This window comes from Burkholderia diffusa (genome assembly GCF_001718315.1).
Lineage (GTDB): Bacteria > Pseudomonadota > Gammaproteobacteria > Burkholderiales > Burkholderiaceae > Burkholderia > Burkholderia diffusa_B.
The window spans coordinates 1,488,906-1,502,591 of the sequence record NZ_CP013363.1; the positions used below are offsets into that span (position 1 = coordinate 1,488,906).

The following is a 13,686-nucleotide window of genomic DNA, read 5'->3' on the forward strand; positions in this document are numbered from 1 at the left end:
TGCCAGCCGCGTCACCCGGGCGCCGACATGCGCGCCCGTCGAATTTTTTCATCCGGGCCGCCGTCGATGAGAGAATCGCACCACGATTCCCTTTCCACGGAGCCCGCATGAAGCATCTGCTGTCCCGGCTGTTCGTCAGCGCCGCGCTCGTCGCACTTGTTCCGGCGCTGCCGGCGCAGGCCGCGACGCCGTCCGGCATCTTCGTCGTCGCCACCCAGCTCGGCGAATTCACGACCCTCGACCCGAGCGAAATCTACGAGCTCGTGCCGTCCGAGTACGTCGCGAACACTTACGAACGGCTCGTGCGGGTCGACCTGAAGGACCCGACGCGCTTCGACGGACAGATCGCGCAATCCTGGTCGGTCGGCGCCGACGGCGTCACCTACACGTTCAAGCTGCGCCCCGGCGTCACGTTCCACTCCGGCAACCCGGTCACCGCCGACGACGTCGCGTGGTCACTGCAACGCACCATCCTACTCGACAAGGGCCCGGCCGGCGTGCTCGCCGATCTCGGCCTCACGAAGGCGAACGTGATGCAGAAGGTGCGCGCGGTCGACTCGCAGACCTTCGTGCTCGAAACGGACCACAAGTACGCGCCGAGCTTCGTGCTCAACGTGCTGAGTGCGTGTCCGGCGTCGGTGCTCGACAAGAAGCTGCTGATGTCGCACCAGCAGGGCAGCGATTTCGGCAGCGCGTGGCTGAGGACCAACGACGCGGGCTCGGGCCCGTACCAGCTCGTCAAGTGGACGCCGAACGAAAGCATCGTGCTGCAGCGTTTCGACAAGTACCGCGCACCGTACCCGATGAAGCGCGTCGTGCTGCGCCACGTGCCGGAAGCATCCGCGCAGCGGTTGCTGCTGGAAAACGGCGACGTCGACGCCGCGCGCAACCTGAGCCCCGACAGCCTCGCCGCGCTGACCAAAGCGGGCAAGATCAAGGTTGCGTCCTGGCCGGTCTCCGCGCTGCTGTACCTGAGCCTGAACACGAAGAACCCGAATCTCGCGAAGCCCGAGGTGCAACAGGCGATGAAGTGGCTGGTCGACTATGACGGCATCCAGCGCAACATCGTCAGCACCACATACAAAGTGCACGAGACCTTCCTGCCCGAAGGCTTCCTCGGCACGCTGAATTCGAATCCGTACAAGCTGAACGTCGCGAAGGCGAAGGCGCTGCTTGCGAAGGCCGGCTTGCCGAACGGCTTCGACGTGACGATGGACATGCCGAACGATTATCCGTACCTCGAGATCGCACAGGCACTACAGGCGAACTTCGCGCAGGGCGGCATCCGCGTAAAGCTGATTCCGGGCGATGCCAAGCAGGCGATCGGCAAATACCGCGCGCGCCAGCACGACATCTTCATCGGCGAATGGTCGCCCGACTACATGGACCCGAACAGCAACGCGCGCGGCTTCGCATGGAATCCTGACAATTCAGACCAGTCGAAGACGAAGATGCTCGCATGGCGCAACAGCTGGGACATCCCGCAACTGACGAAAGACACCGAAGCCGCGCTCGTCGAGCCGTCGCCCGCGAAACGCGCGCAGCGTTACGAGGCACTGCAGAAGGCCGTGCTCGCGAACTCGCCGTTCGTCATCATGTTCGAGAAGGTCGTGCAGGTCGCGACGCGCCCCGGCACGACCGGGCCGGAGATCGGGCCGATCAACGATCTCGTGTCGTACCGGACGCTGAAAAAGTAAGCTCACGACACTGCCCGCGCGGCCACTCCGGCTTGCCGCGGGCAGTGTCGTCCCACCTACGCCGCACCTGCCGTTCAGTTGAACGCAGCCCATACCAGATACGCGTTCAGCCCGACGATCACGACGGTGGCCGCGCCGGCGACGATCCGCAGCGGCACCCGCATCGCGTAGCGTCCCATCACGTCCGCCCGCGCCGACAGAACGAGCAGCGCGATCATCGGCATCGGCAGAACGAAGCTCAGCACCACCTGGCTCGCGACCATCGCGCGCGTGATGTCGCACCCGCACGCGACCACCACGAACGCGGGCGCGATCGTCACTGCCCGCCGTACCCAGACCGACAGACGGCGTCGGATGAATCCTTGCATCACGACCTGCCCTGCCATCGTGCCGACGACGGAGCTCGACACGCCCGACGTCAGCAACGCGACGAGAAACAGCACGCCGGCCGCCGGTCCGAGTACGGGAAGCAGCGTGTGATAGGCATCGCCGATATCGGTCGTTCCCGGCGCGCTCGCATGGAACGCCGACGACGCCATCATTACCATCGCGATGTTCACGAACCCGGCGAGACCCAGCGCAACGACGACCTCGCGGTTCGAGAACTGCATGAGCCGGCGCCGCTCGAGTTCATCGCGCGTTGCGTTGCGATCCTGCGTGAGGCCCGAGTGCAGATATAGCGTGTGCGGCATGATCGTCGCGCCGATGATCCCGACCGCGATCGTCAGCGCCGCATGATCGGGAATCTGCGGGACCACCAGATGGAATGCAGCCGCGTGCCAGTCCTGCGGCGCGATCATCAGTTCACCGAGATAGCATGCGCCGATCACGCCGACCAGCGCTGCGATCGCGGCTTCCAGCGGCCGGAAGCCACGCTTCTCGAGTGCGAGGATCGCGCAGGTCGCAAGCGCCGTCGCAATCATCCCCGCGAACAGCGGCAGGTGGCACAGCAGTCCGAACGCGAGCGCGCCGCCGAGAAATTCGGCAAGATCGGTCGCCATCGCGGCGATCTCGGATGCGATCCACATGCCCCATACCAGCGGCACGGGGAAATGGTCGCGGCAAAGCTGCGCCAGGTTGCGGCCGGTCACGATCCCGAGCTTCGCCGACATCGCCTGGAACAACATCGCGATCGCATTCGCGGCAAGGACCACCCACAGAAGCCGGTAGCCGTACGCGGCGCCAGCCTGGATGTTGGTCGCGAAGTTGCCTGGATCCATGTAGCCGATCGATGCGATCACGGCCGGGCCGACGAACGGCAGCAGCGCGGCGATGCCGGTGCGGCGCCCTTCCAGCGCGGCGCGTGCCGCGCCGTCGGTATGCTCGGTGGACAGGCGGGGCAGCGCGAGACCGCCAGCAGATTTGCTCGGGACGGGAATCATGATCGGGTTACGTTCGAATGATGAAGGATTCCTGAAGATTGATCGCCGCGGCCGACCCGGGCCGCGGCGGCGGCGTTACAGCGGCACGACGTCGGGACGGTTGCGCGGAAACTGCGCAAGCAGGTCGGGCGCGATGTTCAGGTGCGCCTCGACGAGCTTCGGCGGCGTATGCGCGAGCCAGTCTGACAGCGACACCTCCGCGTAGCGGTCCGTCTTGAAGATCTCAAGAAACACGAGATCGGTGTGGCCGGTGTTCTGCACGTAGTGCCCGAGGCTCTTCTTCACGTAACCGACGTCGCCCGCGCGAAAATCTGCCGTCTGCGCCTTCGGCCCCGTGTCGAACACGGTCATCCGCGCCTCGCCCTGCAGGTAGTACTGCCATTCGTCCGCATTCGGATGCCAGTGCAGTTCGCGCATGCCGCCCGGATGCACGGTGACGAGCGCCGCCGCGACCGTCTTCGACACGTCGAAGTTCGTGCTGTCGGCAATCCGCACTTCGCCGCCGCGCGTCTTCTTGAACGGCTTCATGTCGCCCAGCGAAAAGATGAACGGCTGCGGCGGCGTACCGGCCGACGAAGCGGACGCCCGCTGCGCGTCCGCGAGCGGCCCCGGCTCGTCGCCCTGGAAGATCCACAGGTTGTCGAGCGGAATGTTCCTGAATGTGTCGGCCGGCATGCCGAAGTTGAGCGCGAGCACGTCGGGCGGCGTATGCGCGACCCAGTCGGTCAGCAGCAGCGTGTTGAATTCCGAGGCGCGACCGTTGTCGAATGCGAGCAGGAATTCGGCGCCGTTGGTGCCGATGCCCTGCAGCGAATGCGGCAGGCCGGGCGGGAAATACCAGAGATCGCCCGTTTTCACGTCCTGCACCGACGGCCGCCCCAGCTCGTCAAGCACGGTGATGCGGCAGCGGCCGTCGAGCATGATCGCCCACTCGGCCTGCTGGTGCCAGTGCATCTCGCGAATGCCGCCGCGCGTGAGCCGCATGTTCACGCCGGAAATGGTTTCCGAAATCGCGAAATCGTCCTGCGTGACTTCTCGCGCCCACCCACCGTTTTGAATGCGTTTATGCGCGTTATTGAACGACGCCCAGAATAACGGCATGCCGTTTATATCGGTGGCCGGCGGATTCTGAAAAGACGGAAACTGATTCGACAATGCGGGATTTTGCGGGCCCGGGTCGGTCAATCCCTGCTTGTTGCGCGCGTTTATCGCGCCTTCCGGCGGGCTGTCCGGATTACCGAACGAAGCAGCCTTTGCCGTTACCGCAATGCCCGCGGCAGCAAGCGCGCCGGCCGTACTCGTCAACATCCTGCGTCGAGAAAGATTCGTCATGATTCCCTCTTCATCATTTTGGAAAATCGAATATTCATTCCGGACATTCACCACCTTCTCGTTTATCGGAAAGCAGCGCGCCGTGACGCAAGTTAAATACAAGTCGGCTTAAAAATTAAATGAATTATTAACCTGAATTAATGAGTTGATCTGATTCGGTCGGCATTCTGTAATTATTGCAACGCAGCAGCGCACGCTTCGCCGGCGGCAAGAGCACACCATATGAGTGCGGCGGTTCGGTGTGTGTTGATCGAATCACCTCCGCCAGACGCCCCATCCCCTATCGTCGCGCACAATCCCATAGTTTTTATTCGCTGGCGCCCGTGATTTTGGCTTTGTTAGATAGATGACAACAAATCATCGAATGACAACGATCTAACACTCCGATGACCTGCGCATTCGCCCACACCGTCGAATCCCGCTTTGCCGAGCTCACGCCGACTGCAAAGCGCATCGCGAGCTACATGCTCGCGAACCTCGATCGGCTCGGCCTCGAAACCGCCGACCAGATCGCGCAGCAGACCGGCACCAGCGGCATTTCGGTCGGGCGGTTCCTGCGCAGCGTCGGTTACCGCAATCTCGACGACCTGAAACGCGAACTGCGCGGAGGCGGCGATCGCCCGTGGATGATCACCGACCGCCTCGACGAATACCGCCGCGCAGCCGCCACGCAAACGACCGCCGGCGAGCGCGACAGCGATCGCGGCAGCAGCACGCTTGCGTCTTCGCTCGACCGCGAACTCGACGCGATCCGCCACGTGTACCGGCTCGCCGAAGAACCCGTGTTCGCGCAAGTCGCGGACCGGATCGCGCATGCCGACGCCGTATTCATCCTCGGCATCCAGTCGACCCGAGGCATCAGCAATGCATTCAGCAGTTATCTCGAATACCTGCGTCCGCGCGTGTTCTATTCCGACGGCCAGTCGGGCTCGTACGTCGATTCGCTGAATTCCGAGTTTGAACGGCCGTACTGCATCGTCACCGACACGCGCGCCTACTCGCGCAGCGCACGCCGCTATTGCCAGGCCGCTGCTGAACGCGGCCAGCCCTTCGCGCTCGTCACCGATCTGTATTGCCCGTGGGCGCGCGAATGGCCGGCCGACCTGCTGCAGGTGAAGACCGATGTAGGCCAGTTCTGGGATTCGCTCGCGCCGCTCACCTGCCTGTTCAACCTGCTGATCACCGCCGTGGTCGACCGCCTCGGTCCCGCGATCGACCGGCGCGTCGCGCGCAACCGCGAACTGCAGCGCACTTTCGATCAATTCGAATCCTGAGAGAACCGGACCGCCGATGAACCGTCACCGCCTCGTCGAAATCACGCCCGCCACGCATCGCGTCGAGATCGATCTCGTCTACGCGACCGAGCGCAACCTGACCGGCAAGCCGATCTACCGCAACGCGCACTGTCTGCTGCTCGAGCCAGCCGAAGCCGCGCTGCGCCGCGCGGTCGACGTCGCCGCGCAGGCTGGCTTCACGCTGCGCATCTACGACGCGTACCGGCCGCCGCAGGCGCAACAGGTGCTGTGGGATTTCCTGCCCGATCCGAACTTCGTCGCCGATCTCGGCCGCGGCTCGAACCACAGCCGCGGCACCGCGCTCGATCTGACGCTCGTCGGCGCGAACGGCGAGCCGCTCGACATGGGCACCGGCTTCGACGAGATGGTGGCCGCGTCTGGCCACTTCCACGCGGGGCTGCCCGAAGCCGTGCAGCGCAACCGGCTGTTGCTGCTCGGCGTGATGCATGCGGCCGGCTTCGCGCACATCGACAGCGAATGGTGGCACTACGAACTGCCCGGTTCGCATGCGTTACCGCAGATCGACAACACGGCAAGCGGCCCGTGGCGCCTGATGTAACGACGCCGCCCACCCTTTTTCATGCACGTTCACGTTCAACGACTCAAACGACAGATGGAGAAGCGCCCATGAAATTCCCGACCTCCCGGCTCATCGCGGCGCTGGCCGCCGCATCCGTGCTCGCCGCCGTTCCGCTTTCCGCCGCCCGCGCGGAAACGCCGAAGGACATGTTCGTGATGGCCACGCTGCTCGACGAATTCACGACGCTCGATCCGGGCGAGATCTATGAGCTGGTGCCGGAGGAATACGTCGCGAACACGTACGACCGGCTCGTGCGAGTCGACCTGCGCGACCCGTCGAAATTCAACGGCGACGTCGCGCAGTCGTGGACGGTGAGCGCCGATGGGCTGACCTATACGTTCAAGCTGCGCTCGGGCCTCAAGTTCCACTCGGGCAACCCGCTGACGGCCGACGACGTCGCGTGGTCGATCCAGCGCGCGGTGCTGCTCGACAAGGGCCCGGCCGCGGTGCTGACCGGCATCGGCCTCACGAAGGCGAATGTCGCCGCGAACGTGAAGAAGCTCGACGATCAGACGGTCTCGATCACGACCGACCACAAGTACGCGCCGACCTTCGTGTTGAACGTGCTCGGCTCGTGGCCCGCGTCGGTGGTCGACAAGAAATTGCTGCTGTCGCACCAGCAAGGCAACGACTTCGGCAACGCATGGCTGAAGACCAACGAAGCAGGCTCCGGCGCGTACAAGCTCGTCAAGTGGTCGCCCAGCGACAGCATCGTGCTGCAGCGCTTCGACGGCTACCGGCTGCCGCTCGCGATGAAGCGCATCGTGCTGCGGCATGTGCCCGAAGCGGCGAGCCAGCGGCTGCTGCTGGAAAACGGCGACGTCGACGCGGCGCGCGACCTGAGCCCCGACGATCTCGCGTCGGTCATGAAATCGGGCAAGGCCAAAGTCACGTCCTCGCCGCAGGCGACGCTGCTGTATCTCGGCCTGAACACGAAGAACCCGACGCTCGCGAAGCCCGACGTGCAGGAAGCGCTGAAGTGGCTGGTCGACTATTCCGGGATCCAGGCCAACGTCGTGAAGACGACCTACAAGGTGCACCAGACCTTCCTGCCCGAAGGCTTCCTCGGCACGCTGAATTCGAACCCGTACAAGCTCGACGTCGCGAAGGCGAAGGCGCTGCTCGCGAAGGCCGGCGTGCCGAACGGTTTCGCGGTGACGATGGACGTGCGCAACGACTACCCGTACACGGAAATCGCGCAGGCCGTGCAGGCGAACTTCGCGCAAGCCGGCGTCAAGGTGCAGTTGATCCCCGGCGACAACAAGCAGACGCTCGCGAAATACCGCGCACGCCAGCACGACATCTACATCGGCGAATGGTCGGCCGACTACATCGACCCGCACAGCAACGCGCAGGGCTTTGCATGGAACCCCGACAACTCCGACAAGTCGAGCTATAAAATGCTGGCCTGGCGCAACAGCTGGGACATTCCGCAACTGACGAAGGAGACCGACGCCGCGCTCGCCGAGCCGACCGCCGCGCAACGCGCGAAACGGTATCAGGCGATGCAGAAAGACATGCTCGCGCGTTCGCCGTTCGTGATCATGTTCGAGAAAGTTGCGCAGGTCGCGACGCGGCCCGGCGTGAGCGGGCTCGAAGTCGGACCGATCAACGATCTCGTGTCGTACCGTAACCTGAAGAAGCAATAAGATCCGCCGCATGTCGACTCCCGCCTCCTCCCTCGAAGCGCTGCGCACGCTGCCCGCGCGGCGCCCGGCCATACGCTGGGCGCTTCGCGTGCTGCGCTGGGCGCTCACGCTCGCCATCACGTTCGCGGGGCTGCTCGCGCTGACGTTCGTGATCGGCCGCAAGGTGCCGATCGATCCCGTGCTCGCGATCCTCGGCGATCGCGCGTCGGCCGAGGCGTACGCGGCCGAACGCATCGCGCTCGGCCTCGACAAGCCGCTCGTCGCGCAATTCATGATCTACGCGCGCGACGTGCTGCACGGCAATCTCGGCATGTCGCTGCTGACGTCGAACCCGGTGCTCGACGACATCAGGCGCGTGTTCCCCGCCACGCTCGAACTCGCGACGATCGCGACATTGATCGGCATCGCGATCGGCGTGCCGCTCGGCGTCGCGGCCGCGGTGAAGCACAACCGGCCGATCGACCACATCGCGCGCTTCATCGGCCTGATCGGCAATTCGGTGCCGGTGTTCTGGCTCGGGCTGATGGGGCTGCTGCTGTTCTACGCGCGGCTGCACTGGGTCGCCGGCCCCGGCCGGCTCGATCCCGTGTACGACGGGATGGTCGACCCGCGCACGGGTAGCCTGCTGATCGACTCGGCGCTCGCGGGCGAGTGGGACGTGTTCCGCAACGCGGTGTCGCACATCGCGCTGCCGGCCGCGATCCTCGGCTACTACTCGGTCGCGTACCTGAGCCGGATGACGCGCTCCTTCATGCTCGACCAGCTGAGCCAGGAATACATCGTCACCGCGCGCGCGAAGGGTCTGTCGGAGCGGCGCGTGATCTGGCGGCATGCGTTCGGCAACATCGCGGTGCCGCTCCTGACCGTGATCGCGCTTACGTACAGCAACCTGCTCGAGGGCTCGGTGCTGACCGAGATCGTGTTCGCGTGGCCGGGGCTCGGCTCGTACCTGACCGGCGCGCTGCTGAACGCCGACATGAATGCGGTGCTCGGCGCGACGCTCGTGATCGGCGCGATGTTCATCACCGTCAACCTGATGACCGACGCGCTGTACCGCGTGTTCGATCCGCGTGCGCGCTGAGGGCGGCTTCGACATGACCGTTTCCATTCTGCTTCTCGTCCCATCCATGCCGAAGGCCACCCGACCATGAATGCCGAACGTCTCACACTGCGCGCGTGGCTGCTTTCCGATGCGCCTGCGTCGCGCTCGCAGGCCGCATTCGGCCTCGCATATCGCCGCTGGCGCCGCTTCGCCACCAATCCGCTCAACCTGTTCGGGCTCGCGATCCTGGTCGCGCTGATCGTCGTCGCCATCGTCGGCCCGCTGATCATGCCGCACGATCCGCTGCGCCAGGTGCTGTCCGACCGACTGCTGCCGCCCGGCTCGCCGTCGCACTGGCTCGGCACCGACCAGCTCGGCCGCGACATCCTCTCGCGGCTGATCGACGGCTCGCGACTCACGCTCGGCATCGCGCTGCTCGTCGTCGTGATCGTCGTGCCGATCGGACTCCTGATCGGTACGACGGCCGGCTATTGCGGCGGTTTCGTCGACAGCGTGCTGATGCGCATCACCGACATCGCGCTCGCGTTCCCGAAGATCGTGCTCGCGCTCGCATTCGCGGCCGCGCTCGGGCCGGGCGTGATCAACGCGGTCGTCGCGATCTCGATCACCGCGTGGCCCGCGTATGCGCGGCTCGCACGCGCGGAGACGATCCGCATCGCGCAGGCCGATTACATCCACGCGGCGCGCCTGCAAGGTGCATCGGGCCCGCGGATCCTGCTGCGCTACATCGTGCCGCTGTGCATGTCGTCGGTAATCGTGCGCGCGACGCTCGACATGGCCGGCATCATCCTGACCGTCGCCGGCCTCGGCTTCCTCGGCCTCGGCGCGCAGCCGCCGAGCCCCGAATGGGGCTTCATGGTCGCATCGGGCCGCAACGTGCTGCTCGACGCGTGGTGGGTCGCGACGCTGCCCGGCGCGGCGATCCTCCTCGTCAGCCTCGCGTTCAACCTGCTCGGCGACGGGTTGCGCGACGTCTTCGATCCGCGTCATGGAGCGTGACATGCCACAGACTTCCATCAACGCATCCCCGCCGCTCTGCGAGATCGACGGCCTGAAGATCGGTTTCCGCGGACACGACGGCGTCGTGTCCGACGCCGTGCGCGACCTGTCGCTCACGCTCGCGCCCGGCGAACGGCTCGGCATCGTCGGCGAATCGGGCTCCGGCAAGTCGCTGACGGGCCGCGCACTGCTCGGCCTGCTGCCGGAAGCCGCGCGCTGGTCGGCCCGCACGATGCGCATCGGCGGTCGCGACCTGCTCGCGATGTCCGCGAGCGAGCGCCGGCGCCTGTGCGGCAGCCAGATGGGGATGATCCTGCAGGATCCGAAATATTCGCTGAACCCGGTAATGACCGTCGCGAAGCAGATGGGCGAAGCATTCCGGCTGCACGAGCCGGGCTTGCGCGGCCGCGCGCTGCGCGAGCGGATCGTCGATGCGCTCGCGGCCGTGCAGATCCGCGATCCGGCGCGCGTCGCCGATGCGTATCCGCACGAGCTGTCGGGCGGCATGGGTCAGCGCGTGATGATCGCGATGATGGTGTCGACGGGCCCGCGCCTGCTGATCGCCGACGAGCCGACCTCCGCGCTCGACGTTGCGGTATCGATGCAGGTGCTCGCGGTGCTCGACGCGATGATCGCGCGGCACAACACGGGCCTGATGTTGATCAGCCACGACTTGCCGCTCGTGATGTCGTTCTGCGATCGCGTCGCGGTGATGTATGCGGGGCGCGTGGTCGAAACCTGCGCCGCGCGCGACCTGCGCAACGCGACGCATCCCTACACGCGCGGGTTGCTCGCGGCGAATCCGCCGCTCGCGAACCCGCCCGACGAACTGCCCGTGCTGCGGCGCGATCCGGCGTGGCTCGACGCCGCTTCGCCCGCGCCGTCGTCGCTCGAACCTCAGGAGACCGCACGATGATCGACGTCGATCACGCCTCGATCCGCTTTCCGACCCGCACGGGTCACGTCGATGCCGTGCGCGATGCGAGTTTCGCGGTGCGCGACGGCGAAGTCTTCGGGCTCGTCGGCGAATCGGGCTCCGGCAAGTCGACACTGCTGCGTGCGCTGACCGGCCTCGTGCCGCTCGCAGGCGGCAGCCTGTCGATCGATGGCCGGCCCGTGGGCGACACACCCGATCGCGCATTCCGCCGCCACGTGCAGATGGTGTTCCAGGATCCGTACGCATCGCTGCATCCGCGCTTCACGGTCGACCAGACACTGCGCGAGCCGCTGTCGATCCATCGGATCGACGACGCCGACGCGCGCATCGCCCGCGCGCTGTCCGAAGTCGGCCTCGGCCCGGCGTTCCGCTTCCGCTATCCGCACCAGTTGTCGGGCGGCCAGCGCCAGCGTGTCGCGATTGCACGCGCGCTGATCGTCGAGCCGCGCGTGCTGCTGCTCGACGAGCCGACCTCCGCGCTCGACGTGTCGGTGCAGGCCGAAATTCTGAACCTGCTGCGCCGCCTGCATCGCGAACGCAACCTGACGATGATCCTCGTGAGTCACAACCTGGCGGTGATCGGCTTCCTGTGCCAGCGCGTCGCGGTGATGCAGCATGGCGAGATCGTCGAGCAGTTGCGGATCGAGGACGTACGCGCCGGACAGGTCGCACGCGACTACACGCGCACGCTGCTGCGCGCGACCGAAGGTTACCGTCGCCTCGATCCGGTCGCCTGACACGTGCGCGACGCGCGGGCGTGCGATACTCGGCACCCCGCGCGTCGGTGCGCCAGTGCACCGGCGCACCGTCGAATGGAACCCTCGCGCGCCGCGCGGGTCCATTTCCTTTCGTCAACAACTCAACAGCTATAGGGAGGCGTTCATGCTGCAATTCATCGAAACCCTGGTGGTCGGGCTCATCGTCGGCCTCCTCGCCCGTGCGCTCAAGCCCGGCGACGACAAGATGGGCATCCTGATGACCGTCGTGCTCGGTGTCGTCGGCTCGCTCGTCGCGGGCTACGTCGGCCGCGCTGCCGGCTGGTATGCGCCGGGCCAGGGCGCCGGCTGGATCGCGTCGATCATCGGCGCGATCGTGCTGCTCGTGATCGTCGGCGCGGTGCGCAAGCGCGCGGGCTGACCGCCACATCTCCGCGTCGATACGGAACGGCCGCTCGTCACACGAGCGGCCGTTTTCTTTTCCGCACACTGCAATTCGCACGCTCCTCGAATCGTTGAGTCCTCAACGATTCACCTGCAAAGCCCGTGTCCATTGGCGAGATTGCCGCGAGCCTACGCCATCGGCAATACCCTGACTTGCGGGCGCACAAATTTGGGATAAATTGATTGGAGGAATACGGCGTCATTTGCTTATTACCGTTATTTCGCGTTTTTCATTCAAGAGGTCCGATGGAATTGCCGTTTACGCATACAGCATCGCAGCGTTGACGGACTGCCATTCGAGCGGCCCCGCTGCGACGCGCTTCCTCTCTGGAGCCTGTCATGAAGCATCGCCTGTTTGCCGCCTCGTTTGCCCTGGCTGCCTCGCTTCTGGCGTCGTCCTCGTCTTTTGCCGCCGGCGCGTCCGGCGTCATCCACTTCACCGGCATGATCGTCGAGCCGCCGTGCTCGTTCGCGCTCGACACGGCCGACGCAGCTCACGCGCACGTGCGCCCCGACTGCCCGCGTCCGGCAAACGGGCAAGTCGCGTTCGTCGACGCGGCCAGCCTGCGCACGATCAAGACCACCACCTTTACGCAGGCCTCGCGCGCAATCGTTTTACCTGACCGTGCGGGCGACGCGCATGCGCCGATGATCGCCATCGTGACGTATCAGTAGCACCCGCTGCCGCAGACGTCGCGCGTCAGTCGCGATGGCAGGCGATCCAGTCGCTGAACGCGCGGATCTTCTGCTGGCTGCCGATGCTTTCCGGATAGACGAAGAAATAGCGGGCGCCGGTCTCGAGCACGATGTCGAATGGCCGTTCGAGCCGGCGCGCACTGACGTCGTCGTCGACGAGCGTCACGTCGCCGATCGCGACGCCGAAACCCTGCATCGCCGCGTTCGTTGCCAGATCGAGCGTGTCGAAGGTCGGCCCGCGTTCTGCGTCGACGGCACGCTCGCCCGCATGATCGAGCCACGCGCGCCAGTCGCGATGGTCGCGCGTCGGATGCAGCAGCGTATGCTGCGCGAGATCGCCGACCGCGTCGAGCGGCGCGGCCCGCCGCAGCTCGGGCGCGCACACCGGCGTCAACCGCTCGTCGAACAGCGGCAGCGCGAACACGCCGGCGCCCGGCGACGTACCGTAAACGATCGCCGCATCGAACGGCTCGGTCGAGAAGTCGACGACGTGCTGCCACGCGGTCGTGATCTGCACGTGGAGCTCGGGATGCTCGCCCTGGAAGCGCATGATGCGCGGCAGCATCCAGCGCATCACGCAGGTCGGCACCTTCAGCGCGAGATCGGTGCGTTGCCGCGTGAGCTTCATCGAGATGTCCTCGATCCGCGCGAAGCTCTCGTTGACCACCGGCAGCAATTGCTCGCCCTCCGCCGTCAGCGTGAGGCCCTTCGCGTGCCGCTTGAACAACGGAAAGCCGTAGTGCGTCTCGAGCGTCTGGATCTGCCGGCTCACCGCGCCTTGCGTGAGGCACAGCTGCTCGGCCGCGCGCGTGAAGCTGCGGTGGCGGGCCACCGTCGAGAAGATCTGCAACGCGTGCAGGGGCGGAAGTCGGCGCATGACGAAGGGGTAGACGGAT

General features: G+C 65.8%; 13 protein-coding genes. 10 read left to right on the plus strand and 3 right to left on the minus strand.

Annotation, left to right across the window (positions count from 1 at the left end; translation table 11 throughout):
• Positions 1 to 107 precede the first annotated feature (107 nt).
• A complete protein-coding gene (locus WI26_RS21925) occupies positions 108 to 1,697 on the plus strand; it encodes an ABC transporter substrate-binding protein (RefSeq protein ID WP_069227182.1) in 1,590 nt (529 codons plus the stop codon).
• Positions 1,698 to 1,771: 74 nt separating this feature from the next.
• Here the strand turns inward: WI26_RS21925 and WI26_RS21930 are convergent, their stop codons facing one another.
• Together WI26_RS21930 and WI26_RS21935 are read right to left on the minus strand one after the other, a co-directional pair.
• Complete coding sequence (locus tag WI26_RS21930) at positions 1,772 to 3,079, minus strand: Nramp family divalent metal transporter (protein ID WP_069227183.1); 1,308 nt, start codon at positions 3,077 to 3,079, stop codon at positions 1,772 to 1,774.
• 75 nt (positions 3,080 to 3,154) lie between these two features.
• Entirely contained in the window at positions 3,155 to 4,411 is a 1,257-nt protein-coding gene (locus WI26_RS21935) for an oxalate decarboxylase family bicupin (protein WP_069227184.1), read from the minus strand.
• Between the two features lie 386 nt (positions 4,412 to 4,797).
• Between WI26_RS21935 and sapR the strand changes: the two genes are divergently transcribed.
• The 9 genes from sapR to WI26_RS21980 all read left to right on the plus strand — a co-directional run bounded on the left by sapR (position 4,798) and on the right by WI26_RS21980 (position 12,769).
• Positions 4,798 to 5,685 (plus strand): sap1 transcriptional regulator SapR, encoded by an 888-nt coding sequence (gene sapR / locus WI26_RS21940; protein WP_069227185.1) that lies wholly within the window; start codon positions 4,798 to 4,800, stop codon positions 5,683 to 5,685.
• Between the two features lie 16 nt (positions 5,686 to 5,701).
• A complete protein-coding gene (gene ddpX / locus WI26_RS21945; RefSeq protein ID WP_069227186.1) occupies positions 5,702 to 6,265 on the plus strand; it encodes a D-alanyl-D-alanine dipeptidase in 564 nt (187 codons plus the stop codon).
• Between the two features lie 68 nt (positions 6,266 to 6,333).
• The gene (locus WI26_RS21950) at positions 6,334 to 7,935 is read left to right on the plus strand and encodes an ABC transporter substrate-binding protein (protein ID WP_059539757.1); all 1,602 of its coding nucleotides are present in this window, start codon (positions 6,334 to 6,336) and stop codon (positions 7,933 to 7,935) included.
• Positions 7,936 to 7,945: 10 nt separating this feature from the next.
• Positions 7,946 to 9,016, plus strand: coding sequence for an ABC transporter permease (locus WI26_RS21955; RefSeq protein ID WP_069227187.1), 1,071 nt, complete (start codon positions 7,946 to 7,948; stop codon positions 9,014 to 9,016).
• A gap of 66 nt (positions 9,017 to 9,082) precedes the next feature.
• Positions 9,083 to 9,997, plus strand: coding sequence for a nickel transporter permease (gene nikC, locus WI26_RS21960; protein WP_059464663.1), 915 nt, complete (start codon positions 9,083 to 9,085; stop codon positions 9,995 to 9,997).
• Complete coding sequence (locus tag WI26_RS21965; protein WP_420480785.1) at positions 9,987 to 10,913, plus strand: ABC transporter ATP-binding protein; 927 nt, start codon at positions 9,987 to 9,989, stop codon at positions 10,911 to 10,913. The genes nikC and WI26_RS21965 overlap by 11 nt, the downstream gene beginning before the upstream one ends.
• Positions 10,910 to 11,671, plus strand: coding sequence for an ABC transporter ATP-binding protein (locus WI26_RS21970; RefSeq protein ID WP_059464661.1), 762 nt, complete (start codon positions 10,910 to 10,912; stop codon positions 11,669 to 11,671). The genes WI26_RS21965 and WI26_RS21970 overlap by 4 nt, the downstream gene beginning before the upstream one ends.
• A 145-nt stretch (positions 11,672 to 11,816) precedes the next feature.
• Entirely contained in the window at positions 11,817 to 12,071 is a 255-nt protein-coding gene (locus WI26_RS21975; protein ID WP_057924918.1) for a GlsB/YeaQ/YmgE family stress response membrane protein, read from the plus strand.
• Positions 12,072 to 12,433: 362 nt separating this feature from the next.
• Entirely contained in the window at positions 12,434 to 12,769 is a 336-nt protein-coding gene (locus tag WI26_RS21980) for a hypothetical protein (RefSeq protein WP_059464659.1), read from the plus strand.
• A gap of 25 nt (positions 12,770 to 12,794) precedes the next feature.
• Here the strand turns inward: WI26_RS21980 and WI26_RS21985 are convergent, their stop codons facing one another.
• Positions 12,795 to 13,667: a LysR substrate-binding domain-containing protein gene (locus WI26_RS21985; RefSeq protein WP_059464658.1), complete on the minus strand. Its 873-nt coding sequence runs from the start codon at positions 13,665 to 13,667 to the stop codon at positions 12,795 to 12,797.
• Positions 13,668 to 13,686: the final 19 nt, after the last annotated feature.

What these genes read in the sequence shown, in the direction of transcription:
- WI26_RS21925 (WP_069227182.1), top strand. Translation starts at nt 108, where the DNA reads ATGAAGCATCTGCTGTCCCGGCTGTTCGTCAGCGCCGCGCTCGTCGCA.
- WI26_RS21930 (WP_069227183.1), bottom strand. Translation starts at nt 3,079, where the DNA reads ATGATTCCCGTCCCGAGCAAATCTGCTGGCGGTCTCGCGCTGCCCCGC.
- WI26_RS21935 (WP_069227184.1), bottom strand. Translation starts at nt 4,411, where the DNA reads ATGACGAATCTTTCTCGACGCAGGATGTTGACGAGTACGGCCGGCGCG.
- sapR (WP_069227185.1), top strand. Translation starts at nt 4,798, where the DNA reads ATGACCTGCGCATTCGCCCACACCGTCGAATCCCGCTTTGCCGAGCTC.
- ddpX (WP_069227186.1), top strand. Translation starts at nt 5,702, where the DNA reads ATGAACCGTCACCGCCTCGTCGAAATCACGCCCGCCACGCATCGCGTC.
- WI26_RS21950 (WP_059539757.1), top strand. Translation starts at nt 6,334, where the DNA reads ATGAAATTCCCGACCTCCCGGCTCATCGCGGCGCTGGCCGCCGCATCC.
- WI26_RS21955 (WP_069227187.1), top strand. Translation starts at nt 7,946, where the DNA reads ATGTCGACTCCCGCCTCCTCCCTCGAAGCGCTGCGCACGCTGCCCGCG.
- nikC (WP_059464663.1), top strand. Translation starts at nt 9,083, where the DNA reads ATGAATGCCGAACGTCTCACACTGCGCGCGTGGCTGCTTTCCGATGCG.
- WI26_RS21965 (WP_420480785.1), top strand. Translation starts at nt 9,987, where the DNA reads ATGGAGCGTGACATGCCACAGACTTCCATCAACGCATCCCCGCCGCTC.
- WI26_RS21970 (WP_059464661.1), top strand. Translation starts at nt 10,910, where the DNA reads ATGATCGACGTCGATCACGCCTCGATCCGCTTTCCGACCCGCACGGGT.
- WI26_RS21975 (WP_057924918.1), top strand. Translation starts at nt 11,817, where the DNA reads ATGCTGCAATTCATCGAAACCCTGGTGGTCGGGCTCATCGTCGGCCTC.
- WI26_RS21980 (WP_059464659.1), top strand. Translation starts at nt 12,434, where the DNA reads ATGAAGCATCGCCTGTTTGCCGCCTCGTTTGCCCTGGCTGCCTCGCTT.
- WI26_RS21985 (WP_059464658.1), bottom strand. Translation starts at nt 13,667, where the DNA reads ATGCGCCGACTTCCGCCCCTGCACGCGTTGCAGATCTTCTCGACGGTG.